Here is a 19647-nt window from a genome sequence, read left to right as displayed (position 1 = left end):
AACATCTCAAATTCGGCTGGCTGGTCAATTCTTGGTTTCTGATGTGTCGGTTCACCTTTCCTTATCTGACATCACGTTTTATGGATCAGACATGACCAGTCTGATCGAAATTTACTCTGAACTGGCCCGTAAGGGCGACATAACCCCGGATCCTGCACAAGAGGCCGTTTTGCCTGCGTTAGAGGATGTTCGTGCGCATCTTGAGGCCGCCCCGGCCCGAAAGCGCGGAATTCTTGGCGGACTTTTTCATAAACCGGTTGAGGTGCCGCAGGGGCTTTATCTTTGGGGTGGGGTTGGGCGTGGGAAATCCATGCTGATGGACCTTTTTGTCGAAAACCTGAATATTCCAGCCAAGCGTCGTGTGCATTTTCATGCTTTCATGCAAGAGGTGCATGAGGGTTTGAATGCTGCGCGCAAGACCGGGGTGGATGATCCGCTTGGTCCGGTGGCGGACAAGGTCGCCGCTGATGTGCGCCTGTTTGCCTTTGATGAGATGCAGATTACCGATATCACGGATGCCATGATTGTCGGGCGGCTGTTTGAAAAGCTGTTTGACGCGGGTGTGGTGGTGGTGACCACATCAAACCGCCACCCGGATGAGCTTTACAAGGATGGCCTCAATCGACAGCTGTTCCTGCCCTTTATCCAACTGATCAAAGATCAGATGGTTGTGCATGAGCTGGTCAGCCCAAATGATTACCGGCAGGATCGGCTTGCGGGGGGGCAGGTCTATTTCTCACCGGCCAATGCCGAAGCGCGGGCTGAAATGAATGCGATCTGGCAGGACATGACCGGGGGGCATTCGGAGCCTCTGACCCTGTCGGTGAAGGGGCGAGATGTTGTCATTCCCGCGTATCGCAATGGTGCAGGCCGGGCAGGATTTCATGACCTGTGTGGGGCGATGCTTGGTCCGGGGGATTATCTTGTCATCGCGGATGCGCTGAAAGTGCTGGTGCTGGACAATATCCCCCGCCTGTCGCGGTCCAACTTCAATGAGGCAAAGCGGTTCGTCACGCTGATTGACGCGCTTTACGAGGCGAAGGTTCGCCTGATCGCCTCGGCAGCGGCCCTGCCGGAGATGCTCTATGTCGAGGGGGAGGGGTCGTTCGAATTCGAACGCACCGCCAGCCGTTTGCGCGAAATGCAGGACAAGGATTGGGGAAGCTGAGCTTATCCCCGCCTCCTCTCTGGATGAGAGCGGCGCTTGCAGCATTTTTCCCTGCCATGGCTGAGGTTGAAATGCCTTATGCTCCGGTGCTCAGCGAGGGGATGGTCAGGCGCTGACCGGCCCGAATTTGATCCGGGGTCGGCAACAGCCGGCGGTTGGCGTCAAAAATGCGCGTGTATTCACCTGCATCACCGTAGAATTTCTGGGCAATGGCCCCCAGGCTGTCGCCGCGCTGCACCGTGTAGAACCGATATTGAAATGTCTTGTCTGCCTGCTGGACCACGCGAACTTCGACGCCTTTGCCGCCGGCAATCAGCTCATCACTTGGCGGGTGGGTTGTTTCGCCGGTGGCCGCGCGGGCCAGCTGTTTGATCAGCGTGTCCTTGTCGATCTCACCTTCCGCCGTGCGCATCGCTGCGGGCACGGATATCATTCCGCGATCAATCGCTTCGCTTAGAAGGGCGCGGATCTGGTCATCGGAAGCCTGGGATATGGGCGTGCCTTCAGGTGCCTTGCTGTCCGTGATTGGGGGGACGCCCAGTCCGGCCAGAACGGATGAGGTCATCACCCGCAACGGATCGATTTCAGTTTCGGGTGGGGTTTTTTCCACGCCCAACCCCGCCAGCACCGAGTTTGTAAGGTCCAGAAGGTCGTCGCTGGCGGGTTTTTGTGTCGCCTGTGACGTCGGGGTGTCGACGCTGGCCGAGACGGTGGTGACCTGGCTGATCGGTTCAGCCATTTCCTGGGGGGCGGCCTGCGGCACGGAAGGCAGGGCGGTTTCCATGTCGGGCGTATCGGGCTGCAGCAGGATCAGGATCAGAACGGCGGAGAAAAACCCACCCCCGATAAGGGCATATTTATAGATTTCGTTTCTCGTCATCCGAAGTCTCAGTTCATGTTAGGGGTAATGGTCAATCCCAATGAGGACCACACCAGCATTCCACCCCGGTAATAGCGGATTTTGTGTGCCGGATAGCCAGTGTTGATCAGGGCGCGGATGGCGCGGGGGCTTTGGTCACATCTGGGCCCGCTGCAGAAAATCATCAGGGGTGTTGCGTTTATGAAGTCCCATGTGGGACCAGTCTTAACGCCCCCAAGTGCTCGAAGAATTTCGTCCCGATAGGGGTTCTTGTCCGTGAGGGTTTCGGCCGGAACATTCAGGGCGCCGGGGATAGATCCCTTGGCAAACCAGTCGGGTGAACGGCTGTCCAGCAGCAATCCCTGGCCGGACGCCACTTCATGTTCGAGGAATGCAATCACCTCCAGCTCCCCCACGGTGCTCACGCCGGGGGCGGCTTCCATTGCGGTCACGCAAGAAGGGGGGCACAGGGCTGAGGATTGGGAGAAATCGGGGGGAAGTGGTGCGTCAGGGGTCAGGTTGCGGGTAATTGTGATCGGCTTGCCCTTGATCACGAAGCTGGCATTCGCCTTATCTTTCGTGATGTTGAGTTGCTGCGCGAAACTGGGCGCAGCCGCAACCACAAGCGCCAACATGGCGCCTACCGCGAAACGAACCATGAGACCCCCCCAAGTCTATCTGTACTGCTCGACAGGCCTGTCCGCTAAATCGAACTTATTGCCCGTAGAATGCCCTATATATAGAGCATGGAGGTGTAATTCGTCAATATTCTGGGGTGTGCCATAGGCTGTTGAGGGCCAACCCCGAAAAACCGAATCGTTTCAGTGGGATGAATCGCAAAGCTCACTTCTCCTTGAAACAAAACGAAAAATTTTTTTCACCTGTTTAGGGGAAGAGCCGCTGGTTTGGTGGGTGATTTGGCCGTTCAGGCAAATCACCCATTGGTCTTCAGAATGTCGCCTGCAAGGTAAAGTGAGCCACAAATTAAGACGCGACAATTGGGGTCCTTGGCCACAAGTGCCCTAAGGGCCGCCTCGGCGCTGTCGGCGGTTTTTGCCTCCATTCCCACGGCCTTGGCCTCAGCCGCGGTTGTTTCGGCGGGCAGGGTGTTGATTTCGTTGGGGATCGAAATGGCGGTCAGGCTGTCGGAAACAGCGGCCAGCGGGCGCAGATAACCCGCGATATCCTTGGTGTTGAGCATACCGCAGATCAGATGGGTTGCACGCTCGGGCAGATCCGCCAGAACCTTGGCCAGGGTTTCGCCTGCTGCGGGGTTGTGCCCGCCATCCAGCCACAGCTCGGCCTTTCCTGCGGCGTCGACCAGCGGCCCGGTTTTCAGCCGTTGCATCCGGGCGGGCCAGGTTACGTCACGCATGGCGGCTTCGCAGGCGGTTTCGTCAAACCCCAATACGCGCAGCGCGGCAATGGCGGCACCGGCATTTTCGATCTGGTGTGGGCCAATCAGGGCAGGCAGGGGCAGGTCCAAGAGCCCGTTTTCATCCTGAAAGATCAGTCGCCCGCGCTCTTCCCACATATGCCAATGCTGCCCGTGCACATAGAGCGGGCATCCCAGTTTGGCTGCGCGCGCTTCGATCACTTCCAGCGCTTCCTCGGGCTGCGGCCCAACCACGCAGGGCACCCCGCGCTTCAGGATACCCGCCTTTTCACCGGCAATTGCGGTGAGGGTTTCGCCAAGGAATTGGGTGTGGTCGATCGAGATCGGGGTGAGGATGGTCAATGCAGGCCTGTCCACCACATTTGTGGCATCCAGCCGCCCACCCAGCCCCGTTTCCAAAAGCGTGTAATCCCCGGGCGTTTCGGCAAAGGCCATGAGGCCGGCCACGGTGGTGATCTCGAAATAGGTGATGTTCTCGCCATTATTGCGGGCATAACAGCGATCCAGCACTTCGCTCAGGGCGTCTTCGGTGATCAGTTCGCCTGCCAACCGGATGCGCTCGTGAAAGCGGGCCAGATGGGGCGAGGTATAGGCGTGCACTTTCTTGCCCACCCCTTCCAGCCCCGCGCGCAGCATGGCCTGGGTTGACCCTTTGCCATTGGTGCCAGCCAGATGGATCACCGGCGGCAATCTGTCCTGCGGGTTGCCCACCTGCTCCAGCAGGCGCCAGACACGATCCAGCGTGAGATCAATGATCTTCGGGTGCAGGGCCATCATGCGGTCAAGGATAATGTCGGAAGAAGGCGCGTTGGTCATGGGGGCATGTCTCGGATGCTGTGGTCACGATTTGTGATCTCCTACCCGATTTCATGCGGGCAGGAGGGACAGTTTACGACGTATTGCGGGCAAAGAACGGGTCTGTGCCAGGCTTAGCTTTTGTCAGAGCTTTCCTCGGAGGCCGAGGCGTCGGCCGCAGCGGGGGCCTCTTCCTTCGGGGTGTCTTCCGCAGGGCTTGGGGCAGGCAGATCGCCGGCCACGGCAGGCCCGAGGCCCATCAGCATCCGCAGGATCGTCACCAGTTCCGATTTCATCTCTTTGCGGTGGGTGACGCGGTCGAGCATGCCGTGATCCAGCAGGTATTCCGCGCGCTGGAACCCTTCGGGCAGCTTTTCGCGGATGGTCTGTTCAATCACGCGCGGACCTGCAAAGCAGATCAGGGCGTTGGGTTCGGCAATATGCACATCCCCCAGCATGGCGTAAGAGGCGGTCACGCCACCGGTGGTCGGGTGGGTCAGCACGACGATATAGGGCAGGTTCGCTTCCTTGAGCATCTGGACCGCCACCGTGGTGCGCGGCATCTGCATCAGGCTCAGGATGCCTTCCTGCATCCGGGCGCCACCTGCGGCTGAGAACAGGACCAGCGGGCGTTTCAGGGCCACGGCCCGTTCGGCAGCGGCGATGATCGCATTGCCCACATACATGCCCATGGAGCCACCCATGAAGCTGAAATCCTGCGCCGCCGCCACGATGGGCGTGCGACCGATTTCGCCTTCGGCCACCAGCATGGCTTCGCGCTCGCCGGTGGATTTACGGGCCCCTTTCATACGCTCGGGGTATTTCTTCTGATCCTTGAACTGGAGCGGATCGTCAATCGGCGCCGGCACCTCGACCTCGGCGAAGACGCCGCCATCAAACAGACCGATGAAACGGTCACGCGGAGTGATCGCCATATGGTGATCGCAATTGGTGCAGACATTCAGGTTTTCGGCCAGCTCCCGGTGAAAGAGCATCGTGCCGCATTCCGTGCATTTGGTCCAAAGGTTCTCGGGCACTTCGCGGCGCGAGAACAGGGAATTGATGCGTGGGCGGACGTAGTTCGAGATCCAGTTCATCGCCATATCCTTCGTCGTTTGGGCCTAGTTAATCTTCCCCGACGGCATTTGCAATTGCCTGAGGGTTTTTTGGCGTTCGGGGGGCCAGCCGCCACCAGATTGCAAAAGCCAGCGCGCTGGCGGTGGTCTGCATCAGGATCGACGCGCCGACATAGGGGCTGGTCAGGTCCGGGGCGGACAGGAACAATGACAAGCCGTCGAGGCTGCCTTCATTGCCCAGAACCAGCAATGTGCTGTTATTGGCCATATGCAGCCCGGCAGCGGCGCCGATATTGCCGGTGCGCAATGTGATCAGGGACAGGATAACGCCGACCACCGTCGTGTGCAGCACGTAGAAATAGGCGTTTATGCCATAGGTCGTGGGGTCAAAATGCAGCAGCCCGAAGATGAGCGATGGCAGCAGACCCCAAATCCAGAAACGCTGAAACCGTGCCCGCAGCTGTTGCAGCAGGTAGCCGCGAAACACCAGCTCTTCCGCCATGATCTGCAGGAAAATCAACCCAAGCGCAAAGGGCAGGAGGGTGATCCAGTGGGCAAAGCCCATATGCCGGAATATGTCCGGCGGGGTGATGCCTGTCCCCGGCAGATGGCCACCGGTTTCGATCAGCGCAGTTGCCACGGCAACGGTCAGGGCTGCAATCATCCCATAGGCAAAATGGCGCCAGCGGATCTTCCATGTCGGCCCGAACAGGCTGCGATAGGGGCGTTTATGCAAAAACCGCACCACCAGCCACAGGCCGATGTGATAGCCGATAAAGGTGGCGAAAAAGACCATGGTTTTGGCGGGGGTATCCGCGTCGAGCACCGATTGCGGGTTGAAGCCAAGAAGGGCACCGCCTGCCAGGATGATACCAAAGGTGGCCGCGAAAAAAGTGACATGTATCAGGAACAACCCCAAAAGGCTGCGCCACAGTTGGGGAAAGCGCTGTGCAGGCGTCCAAAACGCATCCACGCTGGAGGATGGGAGGGAAACATCACTCATAATGGGGTCCTTATACATGTCTCTCAACTGTAGCCTGCGTGGGTCTGGTCGCAACGGGGAAAAGTGAAAGATCGACGGCTTGTCCGATCGAATTCGCTCTTGTATGTCGGAAAGAATGGAGGGCGTTCCTTGCGTAATTTATTGGTATTGATGTGGTTTCTGGGCCTGTCGGCATGCGTCGCCGGAGGCGGGCAGGTGTTGTCCGGGGCGGCGGCGCCCAAGAAACAGGCTGTGCTTCAGGGGGGAATGCAGGTGGCCGGTCCGCCGGGGTTTTGCGTGATCCGTTCTGGCATTCGCGAAGATGAGACCAGCGCCTTTGTCCCCCTTGGCCCCTGTGCGTCCCTCTCCGGTCGGAAACAGGCGCGGGACCCGCGGTTTCTGTTGTCAGCATCGATCCAGCGGGTAGAGGCTTTGGCAACCCGTTCTCAAAGGGAAATTGCAAGTGAACTGAAGGTCGACATGATGCAGGCGGCCCTTGGGGAGGGCGCAGAAATCCTGTCGTCGCGCCAGCAGGGAACGGCACTGATTGCCAAGACACGGGGCCCCCAACCGGTGGGCGAACTGACCAAAACGCAATGGCGCGCACTGTTCTTGCATGGGGCCTTTGTGGTGGCGCTTAATGTTTCGGAATTTGCCGGAGTCACCCGCTCTGAAGGAGATGGCGAGGCGATCCTGTTGGCGTTTCTTGCGCAAATGCAGGCGGGAAACCCCAAGACAGAAATGGCCGCAGCGCCACCTGGGGCACAAACCGGACCGGCGAAGTTTTTTCGGCGTTTGCTGAATTGAAACTATTCGGTTTGAATATGGAAACAATCGCCATAAATATGGCAGTGTCAAAGAGTTAACCGAATCCCATCCTCACGGATCTAATTGAACGGACCGCAGCAGAACTGATCTCATGGCCAAATACGCAACCGGACTTAGACATCGCCTTATTCAATGGAGGGCCACCCGACACTGGACGAAATTGGCGCGTCTTGCAAAAGGGGCAGACCTTGCGTCCCTGCGTGTCATGCGATCCGGGGCGCGGCATTTGCGGGCCAGGCTGGACCAGGTGATCCGGGTTGCCGACAGTCGCCTTGCGCTGCCTTTGATTGGGTCCAACGCCTTTGCCAAACCGCTTTATAGTGACTGGTCCTATCGCCCCGAGCTGTGGCGCGAGCCGATCGCCCCGATCGGGATCGCAGCCGCGCCCAGCAAATCGAGCTTTGGCGACGAGGTGATGCTGTTTCATGATTGCCGAAATTCGGAATTGACCATGCGCCAGGTGCGCAATACCCGCGAAAGTGACCTGGCCCCGTTTGGCTTGCGCATGGATGTGTTCCGCTTTGATGGCTCGTTTCTGTCCCTCGTGATCGAGATGCCGCAAAGCGCCGTAGAGGGATTAAAGCGGCGCCATCTGGTGCGCATGAATGCCGTGGTTGAGATGGAAAAACCTTTGGAAGTCTTTGCCCGCCTCAATATCAAGCATGGCCCCAATACCGAGCAACTGGTGCGTGAGCTGCCCTTTGGGGATCTGGATGAAACCGACCGCGCGGAGGTTGAGATCGAATTTGATCTTGCCTACACAAATATGAACGAAAAGCGCGTCGAGCGGATGTGGATCGACCTGGTGATCGAAAACCCGGAGATGAGCCAGATTGTGCTGCGCGATCTCACATTCAGCCGCCGCCCGCGTGCCGAAGTCTAATCGCTGCCGAAAGGAACCAACATGGCCGAAATGACCCTGACAAAAGCGCGCATTCTGGCAGGGGTCTGGGAAGGCGAGCTAACGGTGACTGGCGGCTCTTCCCTGCCTGAAATCGAAGTGTCCCATCTGGCAAAGCCCTTGCTGGGGGCATCGGTGGAACCGCTCCCCGATCAGGCCAGCCGCTATCTTGTGCGCGTGCCGATTCCGTCTGAATTGTTGAGCGAGGGCGTGCAGACCTTCGTGATCGGTGACAAGGCCAGTGGTGAAAAGCTTTCGCATTTCTCTGTCGTGGTCGGTCAGCCGCTTGATGACGATGTTCTGGCTGAGATGGACCTGCTGCGCGCTGAGCTTGATATGCTGAAACGGGCATTTCGCAAACATTGCCTGGAAACTGCGTGACCGGATGTCAAAGCGGACCCGCGTCTTGATCAGTGCCTGCCTGCTGGGGCAGAAAGTGCGCTATGACGGACAGGCCAAAATGCTGCCGGGCGATCCGCTGCCACATCTGGAGCGGCTGGCTGAACTGATCCCGTTCTGTCCGGAACTGGCGGGGGGCCTTCCGGTGCCGCGCAGCCCCGCCGAAATCGAACCCGGATTTTGCGGAGATGATGTTCTTGCTGGTCGCGCGCGTGTGCTTGATCTCAGCGGCGAAGATGTGACCGCTGCGTTTATCGAAGGGGCCCAAAAGGCCGTGACCTTCGCCCTTGCGCAGAATTGCACCCATGCGCTGTTGACCGAGGCCAGCCCCTCCTGCGGGTCGCGGGTTCTTTATAGTGGGCACCATGATGGGCAAAAGCGGGCGGGGCATGGGGTCACAACATCCGCGCTGCGGTTGGCCGGGATCGCGGTCTTCTCTCCCGATGAGCTAGAAGATCTCTGTCTTGCGCTGGGGCGGTCCTGAGGCAATTTTGCAGATTTACGCTGCGTTTCAGGTGACAGAGCTTTACGTGCACGTCAATGTGTTGGGACGAATGCCAATCACAGGATCCCACCATGACCAGCTATCCCCACCTTCTTGCGCCACTTGATCTCGGCTTCACCACGCTGAAGAACCGCGTTCTGATGGGGTCGATGCATACCGGGCTGGAAGAGCGCGGTGACTGGGAGCGGGTGGCTGCGTTTTACGGTGCGCGGGCGCGTGGCGGGGCCGGGCTGATTGTCACCGGGGGGATGGCCCCAAATGCCGAAGGGGGCGTGTTCCCCGGGGCGGCGGGGCTTTACACAGACGCCGATATTGCCAACCACAAGTCGGTCACTGACCGGGTGCATGAAGAGGGTGGCAAGATCGCCATGCAAATCCTTCACGCCGGGCGGTATGCCTACGGGCCGGATTGCGTGTCGGCCAGCGCGGTGAAATCACCGATCTCTCCTTTCCCGCCAAAGGCGTTGGATGAGGAGGGGATCCAGAAACAGATTGCCGACTTTGCCACCGCCGCGGCCCGTGCCAAACAGGCGGGCTATGACGGGGTTGAGGTGATGGGGTCCGAGGGATATTTCCTCAACCAGTTTCTGGTCACCCATACAAATAAGCGTGAGGATCGCTGGGGTGGTTCCTATGAAAACCGAATGCGTCTGCCGATCGAAGTGGTCAAGGCTGTGCGCGCCGCGGTGGGGCCGGACTTCATCGTGATCTATCGGCTGTCGATGATCGACCTTGTTCCAAACGGGTCTTCCTTTGACGAGGTGGTCCAGCTTGCGAAAGAGATCGAGAAGGCGGGCGCCACGATCATCAATACCGGTATCGGCTGGCATGAGGCGCGCATCCCGACCATTGCCACCTCGGTGCCGCGCGCGGCGTTCACATGGGTGACGAAGAAACTGATGGGGCAGGTGTCGATCCCGGTCATCACCTCAAACCGCATCAACACGCCGGCTGTGGGGGAAGAGGTTCTGTCCAGCGGCGCCGCGGATATGGTGTCGATGGCGCGGCCTTTCCTTGCGGACCCGGATTTCGTTGCCAAGGCCGCTGCGGGTGAGGCGGATCGAATTGCGCCTTGTATTGCCTGTAACCAGGCCTGCCTGGACCACACGTTCAACGGCAAGATCTCGACCTGCCTGGTGAACCCGCGCGCCTGTTACGAGACCGAACTGCGCTATGACATGACCGATACACCGAAATCCATTGCCATTGTTGGTGCGGGCCCTGCGGGATTGTCCACAGCACTGGTTGCGGATGAGCGGGGGCATGATGTCACCCTGTTTGATCGTGCGGATCAGGTGGGGGGGCAACTCAACATGGCGAAGAAAATTCCGGGTAAGGAAGAGTTCATCGGGCTGGTGGACTGGTATGCGCGGATGGTGGAGGCCTCCGACATCGACTTGCAGCTGGGCAAGGATGTGCAGGTTGAGGATCTGGTGGGCTTTGATGAGGTAATCATCGCCACCGGCGTCACCCCGCGCGACCCGGCCATCGAAGGACAGGACAGCGACAAGGTATTGTCCTATATCGACGTGCTGCGCGACGGGGCGCAAGTTGGCGATCGTGTGGTCATCATTGGCGCCGGCGGAATTGGCTTTGACATGGCTGAGTTCCTGACCCAGGCCGGGGAAAGCCCCAGCGAGAACCTGAACGAATGGCTTGCCGAATGGGGTGTGGCCGATCCGGGTGAGGAGCGCGGGGGGCTGTCACCAGAGGGACCAAGGCCCGAAGCTCCCGCCCGTCAGGTGACGCTGTTGCAACGCAAGGCGCAGGCGCTGGGCAAGGGATTGGGGAAAACCACGGGCTGGATCCACCGCGCGACCCTCAAGATGAAGGGTGTCGAGATGGTGGGTGGAGTGAGTTATGAGCGCATCACCGAGGACGGGCTGATGGTGTCGTCGGGTGAAGCGCGGGAAAATCCGCGTGTGATCGAGGTCGACAACGTGATTCTCTGCGCCGGGCAGATCCCCAATCGCACACTTGCTGATCAACTTGCTGAAAAAGGCATCACCGCTCATGTGATTGGCGGGGCCGATGTCGCGGCAGAGCTTGACGCCAAACGTGCCATTGACCAAGGATCGCGACTGGCGGCATCGCTTTGATCTGAACCATCAGGCAGGCAAGACACCGGGTGCCATCTGGAAATGAGGTCCCCATGCTGTTTCTTGCGATTTTCCTTGGATTGATGCCCTCCTTCCTGTTGGTCGGGCTGGGGGGGCTGCTTCGGCGGCGTCTGTCGGACAATGCGTGGCAGGGGCTGGATCGGCTGAATTTCGAAATCCTCTTTCCTGCGCTTCTGTTTGTCGCGGCCTCCTCTCGGCCGATTGAAATGTCAAAAGTGGCAGTCATCGGGCCTGCGGTCTGGGTCATCCTGCTGGCTGGGCTTTTGCTGGGCTGGTTTGCGCGGGTTTTTGGACCCGATCGGTTCGTCGATTTTGCTGGTGCGTGGCAGGTGGGATGGCGCTTCAACACCGCAATCGGGTTGGTGGCGGTTGGGCTTTTGCAGCGTGGCAGCATGGCGGAGATGGCTGTGGCGGTTGGTATGGCCGTGCCTGTGGCCAATCTTTTTGCGGTGTCTGCGCTGTCGCGCGGGGGATCCATGGGGTTGGGGGCGACGTTTCGCAAAGTGGCCCTGAACCCGTTTCTGCTTGCCTCTCTTGGGGGGGTGATTTTCGGGCTTATGGGGTGGCGTTTGCCGGACCCGGTTCAAGCGCCGCTGGATATGCTTGCGCACGCAGCGATCCCCATCGCGCTTTTGTCCATCGGGGCCACGATGAACTGGGGGGCGTTGGCGCGGCTTGACCGGTTCAACGGCGCAATCTGTGCAATCAAGCTGGTGATCCTGCCTGCGCTGACCCTTCTGGGGGGGCTTGTGGTTGGGGTGTCGCCTGAAATCGGATCGGTGCTGGTGCTGTTTGCGGCGCTGCCTACCGCCTCGGCCGCCCATGTTCTGGCCTCGGCCTTTGGGGCAAACCGTGAGCTGGTCGCCACGCTGATTGCACAAACAACGTTGTTGTCAGCGGTGACATTGCCAATTTGGATCACATTTGCGGCATATTTTTTCTAAGGCTTTTCGCTCCCCATTCGGCTGAAAAGGGCCAGATCCCAACAGGTTACGATGCGCGCACCCGGAGGAACGGTGTGGCTGGGATTGGAGCTGTGCCCTAAACGGTGCGCCTAATTTCCCCCTTATTGTCCGTTACTGTTCACAGTCTTGCCCCAATTGGCTGCGATACAATCCAGTGCTGGGGATAGTATTGTAGAAAGATAAAAAATGGATCGACTGACCGAAATGGAAGCCTTTGCCACTGTTGTGGACCAAGGTGGATTTACGGATGCTGCCAAGAAAATGGGGATCTCCAAGTCTGCTGTCTCCAAACATGTATCCAGCCTCGAAGCCCGTCTTGGTGCGCGCCTGCTCAATCGCACCACACGCCGGGTAAGCCCCACGGAAATTGGTCTGGCCTATTATGATCGTGCCCGCCGCGTTTTGAATGATGCGGGTGAGGCGGACAGCCTGGTCACATCCATGCAATCGGCCCCCTCCGGCATTTTGCGGATTTCAGTCGCAACCGATTTTGGTGTGAACCACCTCAGCCCCATTTTGGGCAACTTTCTGCAGGAATTCCCGGACATCAATGTGAACATGGTGCTGAACAACCGGTATGTCGAGTTGATCAGCGAAGGGTTTGATATGGCCATCCGTGTGGGTGAGCTGGAAGACAGCTCTCTGCGTGCCCGCAAAATTGCCGAAACCACCCGCCGTATGGTCGGCAGCCCCGCTTATTTCGAGAGATATGGCCGGCCCGAGCGGATTGACGATCTGAACAACCACAAGCTTCTGCATTATTCCAGCCAAAGCTCAGGCAATGTGTGGAAGCTTCCCGCACCGTCCGGGGAAATCCGTCAGGTGCGCTCCGCCGGGTGGCTGTCGGTGAATGACGGCCAGTCGCTTCTGAATGCGGCCATTTCCGGGCTGGGCATCGCCTATCTTCCCAGCTTCCTTTATGCTGATGCGCTGGAGCAGGGTCTGGTCGAGGACGCCATTCCTGATCTGCCAATGGACAGTCAGGGGATCTATGCGATCTATCCGCCGGGGCGCTTTACCCAACCGAAAGTGCGCGCTTTCATTGACTTCCTGGTCCATGCCTTTGCTGAAAAAGGCCCGGACAACTGGTAACACCAGATTTTTCTGCACATCGCCTGTCCTGACATTTACCGTCTTTGGGACAACTGAGCAGCCGGGCTTCCCCGTGCTGCTCTTTTTTTGCAGTCAGGCGTTACCCTCTGGGGTTACTCGGTGTTCAGCAAGACCGCTTCGACGCGACGATTCAGCTCGCGCCCTTCCGCAGTCAGGTTGCTGGCGATGGGGGAAAGATAGCCAACCCCTTCTGCCTGCAGGCGTGTGGGAGAGATGCCATACTCCTCGATCAGCCGGGCGCGCACGCTGGCCGCGCGTTTGCGCGACAGGGCGATGTTGCCCTCAAGGCTGCCCTCGGCATCGGTGTGCCCAACCAGCGCAAGGCGAGCATTCGGCGCATCGGTCAGAAACTGAGCCAGGTCTTCCAGCTGCGCATTTGACCCTGCGGCAAGGGTTGAGGACCCCGTGTCGAAACTGACCTCGGTCAAGACGACATGTCCATGTGTGTTCAGCTCTGTCCCAAGGTCCCCAAAGGTCTGGTTTCGGGCCGGGGTGGTGCTGACACTGGTTGGGGGGCTGCCCGTCTGAGAGCGAGATATCTGAACAAACCCATCGGTGCCCCCGTGGCTGACCAGCAGCCCCACAAAGTCATCGCCCTTGCGCAAGGTGGCATATTGAAAGGCGCTCAGATCAATGAACAGATCCGGTGCGCCAAACTTCCCGACCTCAAAACGGAAATCATAGCCCCCGCAGGACACCGCCTGACAGCGAAACACCTGCTGGTATCCCTGTTCCGAGAGTTGATCGAGCAACGGGGTCAGCAATTGAAAATTGGTCTGTTCATTACCGATGATCTGCCACGCCTCTACCCGCATCTCGCCGGGCGGCGTGAACAGGGGAACCTTTGTTCCGTCAAACCTCGCACGGGCAAATTCCGCGGGGCTGAGCGTGATTTCATTGGTTCTGACCGCGCCCGCCGGCAACTCCAATGCCGCCGCAGGCAGGGCCATGGAAAGGGTAAGAACCAGACTGAGCACAGGACGGATCATCGTGGCAGAAATGGTCGTTTTACCGGGCGCTTGCGTGGTAGGCGTCATTCGGTTTCATCCCAACGGCAGAGGCCATTCGGTTGGACATTGAGAAAAAGCCCACGGTTGCGGTGATGTCCCAGATGTCCCGGTCGGAAAAGCCCAGTATGCGCAGGGCCTGGCGGTCATGTTCTTCGATTTCCGCAGAGGATTTCGTGACCTTTTCGGCAAAGGCCAGCATGCCGCGCTGGCGATCATCCAGATCGGCAACGCGCCAGTTCATCACCATCGCCTCCCCCAGTGTTGGATCCCCGGACAGCTCGCGCACCGCCGCCCCATGGGCCACCTGGCAATACCAGCAGCGATTGACCGAACTGACCACCACAGCGATCATCTCGCGTTCCAGCTTGGTCAGTCCGCTTTCCCCCAGCATCAGCTCGTTATACATCGCCATGAAGGGGCGCAGCTTTTCCATGTCGAAAGCATAGGCTTTGAGAACATTTGGCACGAGGCCAAGCTTCTCGTCGCAGATGTCGAAATATTTCTGAATATCCTCAGGCAGCGGATCGACCATTGGCAGATCCAGTGCTGTTACCCGTTCTGTTTTCTGCCCCATCTTCTGCTCCTCAGGCTTGTTTTGCGCGATAATGGTAATGGCCCACCAGATGCATGCCAAGGTCGGCGTAAAGCGGGTTGGCGGCGTGGTTGCCCTGCGTGACGATCAGCGACAGGTATTTGGCACCATGTTCCTCGGCCCAGATCGCTGCCTGGCGCAGCAGGTTGCGCGCGGTGCCCATCCGGCGCAACTCCTCATCGACATGCAGCGCATGAACCATGGCGATGTCGTCATGAATGCCCACAAACCCGACACCTGACGGGGTGTCATCCGTGCGTGCCAGCAGGCCGGTCTTGACGCAGTTTGCACGCTCCATCACGGCCTGGCGCCCTTCGCCAATCCCACCGCGTTCCCACAGCTCCTGCATAACGGCAAGCTTTGGCCAGATCGCAAAAGCCGACACCGGAGGAGGGGTTTCGCGGGACAGGTCCCCAATCGGAGAGACCCAGATATTTACCTCGTCCACCCGATCATACCCATGGGTTTCCAGCATCTCATCCAGATGTTCGTCACCTGCGCGGATCTGAAACAGGGGGGCTTGGCCCATATCCCGCATCGCTTTTTCGGCCGCAGGCAGGTCGGCTTCGGTGGTCGGCCAGTTTTCGGTTGCGGCGGAAACACGTTTTCCACCCCCTTGCCCGTCGCGCACGATCCAGGCGCCGATACGATTGGTGCTCGCGGCAGGCCAGGTCGCTTCGCAGACCTCGATCAGCGTTTCGGCGCTGGGCAGTTCCAGATGCAGCTTGGCGTTGGCGGTCATTTGTCCTCCGGGAATAACTGTTTGAGGGCGGTCATGGCATCAGACAGGCGCGCGGGCTCGGTGCCGCGCAGCACGATATTCGCACCATACACCCCTTCATGTATGAATGGGTAGGAGCCAATCGACAAATCGGAAAATTTCGCAGCGACTTCGGCAAGTGGCCCCGCCAGATCGCCTTCGCCGCGATTGATACGAAGGGTTTGCGATATAAGCGGCGCCCCGCCGGTGAGTTGGGGCAGCACGCTGGCCACCATCGCTTTGAAGACGCTGGGCACACCCGCCAGGACATGCACGTTTTCAAGCGTGAACCCCGGGGCGATGGATACCGGGTTGTCGATCAGCGTGGCGCGATCGGGGATTCGCGCCATGCGCTGGCGCGCGGCATTGAATTCACGTCCTTCGCGCGCGTAATAGGCTGCCAGAAGATCATGCGCGTCGGCGCGAATGTCGATATGGTCGCCAAAAGCTTCGGCAATGCAATCGGCGGTGATGTCATCATGGGTCGGGCCGATCCCACCCGATGTGAACACATGGTCATAGGTGCTGGACAAAGCCCGCACCGCGTCAATGATGGTCGGCGCCTCGTCCGGCACCACCCGCACTTCTTTGAGGTCAATGCCGCGTTGGGTCAATTCGCCTGCCAGATAATGCATGTTTGCATCGCGGGTGCGTCCCGACAGGATTTCATCGCCAATGACCAGCATGGCGGCGGTGGGATTTGCCATCACTTGCTCCTTTTCTGTCTTCGGTATAGGCCGGGGATATGCAATTTCCCACCCCCCTGATCCCCGCTCGCCTGACCAAACGCTACAAACGCTTTCTGGCGGATGCGGTGCTTGAGGATGGCCGCGAGGTGACCGCGCATTGCGCAAATCCCGGTTCGATGATGGGGCTGGCGGTGCCCGGCAGCCGGATCTGGCTGGAGCCCAATGATGACCCCAAGAAAAAGCTCAAATTCGGCTGGCGCCTGGTGGAGCACGAGAACGGGCATTTCACGGGGGTAGACACCTCTGTTCCAAACCGTGCGCTGAAAGCGGCGCTTGAGGCCCGCGCCTTTCGGGAACTGGGGGCGTATGATCAGGTGCGACCTGAGGTGAAATATGGCGAGAAGAGCCGGATAGATTTCCTGCTGCAAGGCGCTGCGCTGACATATGTCGAAGTGAAATCCGTCACCCTTTCGCGCGAGGCAGGGCTGGCCGAATTTCCCGACAGTGTGACCGCCCGCGGGGCCAAACATCTGGCAGAGCTGGAAAAAATGGTGGGGGAAGGGCATCGGGCGGTGATGTTCTATCTTGTGCAGCGCACGGATTGTGACCGTTTCGACCTTGCCCGGGATATCGACCCGACCTATGCCGCAGCTTTTGATCAGGCCCGTGCGGCAGGGGTTGAGGTGATCTGTTATGATACGGTGATCAGTCCGGAAGGTGTCGATATTGGCAAGCCTCTGGCGATTCTCGCCTGACTGGCCTATTTAGGGCGCAAAGGGGCCATGCGGCCCGGGATACGTTGAAGGATGACGTCGATGGATGACAAGATGCGCGTGACCAGAGAAGGGATCCGCCTCTATAACCCCGAGGATTTTGCAGGCATGCAGGCGGCGGGCCAACTGGCCGCAGAGATCCTCGACCGGATTGCACCGATGGTGGCGCCGGGGGTGACCACGGCTGAGCTTGATAAGGCGATCGAGGATATGGTGGACGAAGCGGGCGCCGTGTCCGCCACGATCGGTTACAAAGGGTATAAACACGCGTCGTGCATCTCACTCAATCACGTGGTGTGTCACGGTATTCCGGGCTCAAAAGTGCCGAAAGGCAAGAACGAGAAATCTGCGCGCAAACATGATGAACTGATCGACGGTGATATTCTGAATGTCGACGTGACCGTGATTGTTGACGGCTGGTATGGCGACACGTCGCGCATGTATAAAGTCGGCAAAATCAAACCCTTTGCGGACCGCCTGATCAATGTCACCCATCAGGCTCTGATGGAAGGGATTGCAGCGGTCAAGCCGGGCAACACCTTTGGTGACATCGGGCACGCGATCCAGAAATACGTGGAAGCGCAGAAAATGTCCGTGGTGCGCGACTTCTGCGGGCATGGTCTGGGCCGGGTGTTCCACGCCCCCCCCAACGTGCTGCATTATGGTCGGCCAGGTTCCGGTCCGGTTCTGGAGGAAGGCATGTTTTTCACCATTGAACCGATGGTCAATCTGGGCCGTCCTGACACAAGGATCCTGGGTGATGACTGGACCGCGATCACCCGCGACAAATCCCTGTCAGCGCAGTTTGAGCATTCGGTTGGCGTGACCGCGGAAGGGTGTGAAATCTTCACCCTCTCCCCTGCAGGAAAGTTCCACCCAACCTGGGAGTGATGCCGGAAGGCGGCGGTTTATTCCGCCGGCTCGCAGATCGAAACCACCGTGTCGCCATAGCGGCGGCTGTCCAGCAGCCGGATGCCGTCTGGCAGCGTGATCCCGGTGTTTTCTTCCCAGACGATCAACGCATCCGGCGCGATCCAGCCCCCGGCAATGGCTGCGGTCAGCGCCTTTTCTCCCAGTCCCTTGCCATAAGGCGGGTCAAGGAAGATCAGGTTATGAGCTGTGCCTTCCGGCAGTCGGGTGGCATCCCGCTTGACCACTGTCACCTCGTCCTGACAGCGGCATTTGGCGATGTTTTCCCGGATGAGGGAGAGGGCCTTTCGCCCATCATCCACCAGCGTGACATGGGTGGCCCCGCGTGAAAGCGCCTCAAGCCCCAGCGCGCCGGTCCCTGCAAACAGGTCGAGCACGCGGGCCTCGTTGATCGGGTCGCCAAACCGACCACCGGTCAGCATGGAAAAAAGGCTCTCGCGCACCCGGTCGGTGGTGGGGCGCAGATGGGCCCCCGCATCCCCCTTGCCAACGCTTGCCAGTGCGAGCCCGCGAAATCTGCCAGAAATAATCCGCATTACATCAACGACTTCAGTTCGATGCCTATGTCCGCCACGGCCTTCGGGGCTGGTGACTTTCCGCCTTCGATCAGCCGTTTTCCAATCATATAGGCGCGTGGATCATTGGCAGCATCCACCGCCAAAAGCGTGTCGCCCTGATAATACCAAAAGCTGACCGCGCCCTCTTTGTCACCGGGGCGCGTGATCACCCGATCATATCCTGTGTTCAGACCCGCGATCTGGAGTTTTACGTCATATTGGTCGGACCAGAACCAGGGCTTGGCCAGATACTCCACGCCCTCTCCCATCATGTTGCGCGCGACCACTTCCGCCTGATCAATTGCGTTGGGCACACTTTCCAGCCGGATCCGCTCGCCCCGATACGGGAAGGAGGCACAGTCCCCGGCCGCCCAGATATCGGGGGCTGATGTGCGCCCCTCTGCGTCGGTCTTGATCCCGTTTTCGACCTCGATCCCGGCCGCTTCGGCGAGGGTGGTGTTTGCGGTGATACCGACACCAACAATGACAAAATCCACCTCAAGCGCGGTCCCATCGGAAAGCCGCGCGCCCGAGACACGCCCGTCTCCCGTCAGTGTTTCCAGGCCGATCCCCTCCAGGATCCTGACCCCATGGGTCGTGTGCAGCGTGCGGAAATAATCAGAGGTTTCCGGTGCCGCAACCCGTTGCAGGATCCGGTCTGCCATTTCCACCAACGTGACCTGAAGCCCCTTTTTGGCGGCAACCGCTGCGGCCTCCAGCCCGATATAACCACCGCCGACAATCAACACCCGGCGCCCTTCGGAAAACTCGGGTTCCATCCTGTCGACGTCACCCAGGGTGCGGACCACATGCACGCCTGCCAAATCGCCGCCAATTGCGGCGGGCAGGTGACGCGGGGCGGACCCGGTGGTCAACGCCAGCTGGTCATAGGCAAGGCGTTCATCACCGATCACCACCTGTTTCGCGGCAACGTCAATCGCGTCCACGCGGGTGCTCAGCCGCAACGTGATGTCCTGCTCTGCATAAAAACTTTCAGGCCGCAGATAGAGCCGTTCAAGCGCCATATCCCCCAAGAGATAGGCTTTGGACAGGGGCGGGCGTTGATAAGGGGGGGCACTCTCTTCACCAATCAGGGTCACTTGCCCTTCAAAGCCGGAATTGCGCAGCTTTGCCACAAGGGATGCGCCCGCCTGACCTGCACCGATCACAATGATATGGCTCATGTTCTTCTCCTGATCCGGGTCAGCTGGACCCGCCCTGTGTCTTTC

21 protein-coding genes are annotated in these 19647 nt (G+C 59.2%); 10 read left to right on the top strand and 11 right to left on the bottom strand.

All coding sequences use genetic code 11. The features are described 5' to 3' along the window. The first annotated feature begins 91 nt into the window (after window positions 1–91). Window positions 92–1168 (top strand): cell division protein ZapE, encoded by a 1077-nt coding sequence (zapE, locus tag K3J57_RS11985; protein WP_259792037.1) that lies wholly within the window; start codon window positions 92–94, stop codon window positions 1166–1168. A 76-nt stretch (window positions 1169–1244) separates the two neighbouring features. On the opposite strand, the gene K3J57_RS11980 is transcribed toward zapE, so the two are convergent. From K3J57_RS11980 to K3J57_RS11960, 5 genes are all read right to left on the bottom strand, one after another. Further along, on the bottom strand, window positions 1245–2048 hold the full coding sequence (locus K3J57_RS11980) for a LysM peptidoglycan-binding domain-containing protein (RefSeq protein WP_259792036.1): 804 nt from the start codon (window positions 2046–2048) through the stop codon (window positions 1245–1247). A gap of 8 nt (window positions 2049–2056) precedes the next feature. After that, window positions 2057–2686, bottom strand: coding sequence for a rhodanese-like domain-containing protein (locus K3J57_RS11975; protein ID WP_259796058.1), 630 nt, complete (start codon window positions 2684–2686; stop codon window positions 2057–2059). Between the two features lie 275 nt (window positions 2687–2961). After that, complete coding sequence (locus tag K3J57_RS11970; RefSeq protein WP_259792031.1) at window positions 2962–4239, bottom strand: bifunctional folylpolyglutamate synthase/dihydrofolate synthase; 1278 nt, start codon at window positions 4237–4239, stop codon at window positions 2962–2964. 113 nt (window positions 4240–4352) lie between these two features. After that, complete coding sequence (accD, locus tag K3J57_RS11965; protein WP_259792029.1) at window positions 4353–5315, bottom strand: acetyl-CoA carboxylase, carboxyltransferase subunit beta; 963 nt, start codon at window positions 5313–5315, stop codon at window positions 4353–4355. 28 nt (window positions 5316–5343) lie between these two features. After that, the gene (locus tag K3J57_RS11960) at window positions 5344–6297 is read right to left on the bottom strand and encodes a CPBP family intramembrane glutamic endopeptidase (RefSeq protein ID WP_259792027.1); all 954 of its coding nucleotides are present in this window, start codon (window positions 6295–6297) and stop codon (window positions 5344–5346) included. A 129-nt stretch (window positions 6298–6426) separates the two neighbouring features. Between K3J57_RS11960 and K3J57_RS11955 the strand changes: the two genes are divergently transcribed. From K3J57_RS11955 to K3J57_RS11925, 7 genes are all read left to right on the top strand, one after another. Beyond that, on the top strand, window positions 6427–7083 hold the full coding sequence (locus K3J57_RS11955) for a hypothetical protein (RefSeq protein ID WP_259796056.1): 657 nt from the start codon (window positions 6427–6429) through the stop codon (window positions 7081–7083). 112 nt (window positions 7084–7195) lie between these two features. After that, window positions 7196–7987, top strand: coding sequence for a DUF6478 family protein (locus K3J57_RS11950; protein ID WP_173484835.1), 792 nt, complete (start codon window positions 7196–7198; stop codon window positions 7985–7987). Window positions 7988–8008: 21 nt separating this feature from the next. Continuing rightward, on the top strand, window positions 8009–8386 hold the full coding sequence (locus K3J57_RS11945) for a hypothetical protein (RefSeq protein ID WP_259784808.1): 378 nt from the start codon (window positions 8009–8011) through the stop codon (window positions 8384–8386). A 4-nt stretch (window positions 8387–8390) separates the two neighbouring features. After that, a complete protein-coding gene (locus K3J57_RS11940; RefSeq protein WP_259796054.1) occupies window positions 8391–8888 on the top strand; it encodes a 2-thiouracil desulfurase family protein in 498 nt (165 codons plus the stop codon). A gap of 92 nt (window positions 8889–8980) precedes the next feature. After that, window positions 8981–11008 carry an FAD-dependent oxidoreductase gene (locus tag K3J57_RS11935; protein WP_259796052.1) on the top strand — a complete coding sequence of 676 codons (2028 nt, stop codon included), beginning with the start codon at window positions 8981–8983 and terminating at the stop codon, window positions 11006–11008. A 53-nt stretch (window positions 11009–11061) separates the two neighbouring features. Then, entirely contained in the window at window positions 11062–11973 is a 912-nt protein-coding gene (locus K3J57_RS11930) for an AEC family transporter (protein ID WP_259796050.1), read from the top strand. 207 nt (window positions 11974–12180) lie between these two features. Beyond that, window positions 12181–13086, top strand: coding sequence for a LysR family transcriptional regulator (locus K3J57_RS11925; RefSeq protein ID WP_259784804.1), 906 nt, complete (start codon window positions 12181–12183; stop codon window positions 13084–13086). A gap of 113 nt (window positions 13087–13199) precedes the next feature. On the opposite strand, the gene K3J57_RS11920 is transcribed toward K3J57_RS11925, so the two are convergent. Genes K3J57_RS11920 through K3J57_RS11905 form a run of 4 tightly spaced genes read right to left on the bottom strand, consistent with a single transcriptional unit; the run spans window position 13200 to window position 16176 of the window. Beyond that, window positions 13200–14144, bottom strand: a complete 945-nt coding sequence (locus tag K3J57_RS11920) for an OmpA family protein (protein ID WP_259796048.1) — start codon at window positions 14142–14144, stop codon at window positions 13200–13202. Then, window positions 14116–14691, bottom strand: coding sequence for a peroxidase-related enzyme (locus tag K3J57_RS11915; protein WP_259796047.1), 576 nt, complete (start codon window positions 14689–14691; stop codon window positions 14116–14118). The genes K3J57_RS11920 and K3J57_RS11915 overlap by 29 nt, the downstream gene beginning before the upstream one ends. Window positions 14692–14701: 10 nt before the next feature. Further along, window positions 14702–15451, bottom strand: coding sequence for a GNAT family N-acetyltransferase (locus K3J57_RS11910; protein WP_173484842.1), 750 nt, complete (start codon window positions 15449–15451; stop codon window positions 14702–14704). Next, window positions 15448–16176: a competence/damage-inducible protein A gene (locus tag K3J57_RS11905; protein ID WP_173484843.1), complete on the bottom strand. Its 729-nt coding sequence runs from the start codon at window positions 16174–16176 to the stop codon at window positions 15448–15450. The genes K3J57_RS11910 and K3J57_RS11905 overlap by 4 nt, the downstream gene beginning before the upstream one ends. Before the next feature lie 38 nt (window positions 16177–16214). Here K3J57_RS11905 and sfsA point away from each other — a divergent pair, with 38 nt between their 5' ends. Both sfsA and map read left to right on the top strand, forming a co-directional pair. Continuing rightward, window positions 16215–16913 carry a DNA/RNA nuclease SfsA gene (gene sfsA / locus K3J57_RS11900; RefSeq protein WP_173484844.1) on the top strand — a complete coding sequence of 233 codons (699 nt, stop codon included), beginning with the start codon at window positions 16215–16217 and terminating at the stop codon, window positions 16911–16913. Window positions 16914–16973: 60 nt separating this feature from the next. Beyond that, window positions 16974–17822, top strand: coding sequence for a type I methionyl aminopeptidase (gene map, locus K3J57_RS11895; RefSeq protein WP_259778197.1), 849 nt, complete (start codon window positions 16974–16976; stop codon window positions 17820–17822). 17 nt (window positions 17823–17839) lie between these two features. Here the strand turns inward: map and rsmD are convergent, their stop codons facing one another. Together rsmD and K3J57_RS11885 are read right to left on the bottom strand one after the other, a co-directional pair. After that, window positions 17840–18397, bottom strand: coding sequence for a 16S rRNA (guanine(966)-N(2))-methyltransferase RsmD (gene rsmD, locus K3J57_RS11890; RefSeq protein WP_259792009.1), 558 nt, complete (start codon window positions 18395–18397; stop codon window positions 17840–17842). Next, on the bottom strand, window positions 18397–19602 hold the full coding sequence (locus K3J57_RS11885; RefSeq protein ID WP_259792007.1) for an NAD(P)/FAD-dependent oxidoreductase: 1206 nt from the start codon (window positions 19600–19602) through the stop codon (window positions 18397–18399). Before K3J57_RS11885 ends, rsmD begins: the two co-directional genes overlap by 1 nt. Between the last annotated feature and the right edge of the window lie 45 nt (window positions 19603–19647).

Source organism: Aliiroseovarius crassostreae (assembly GCF_025137635.1).
GTDB lineage: Bacteria > Pseudomonadota > Alphaproteobacteria > Rhodobacterales > Rhodobacteraceae > Aliiroseovarius > Aliiroseovarius crassostreae.
This window is presented reverse-complemented; position numbering and strand designations above follow the sequence as displayed.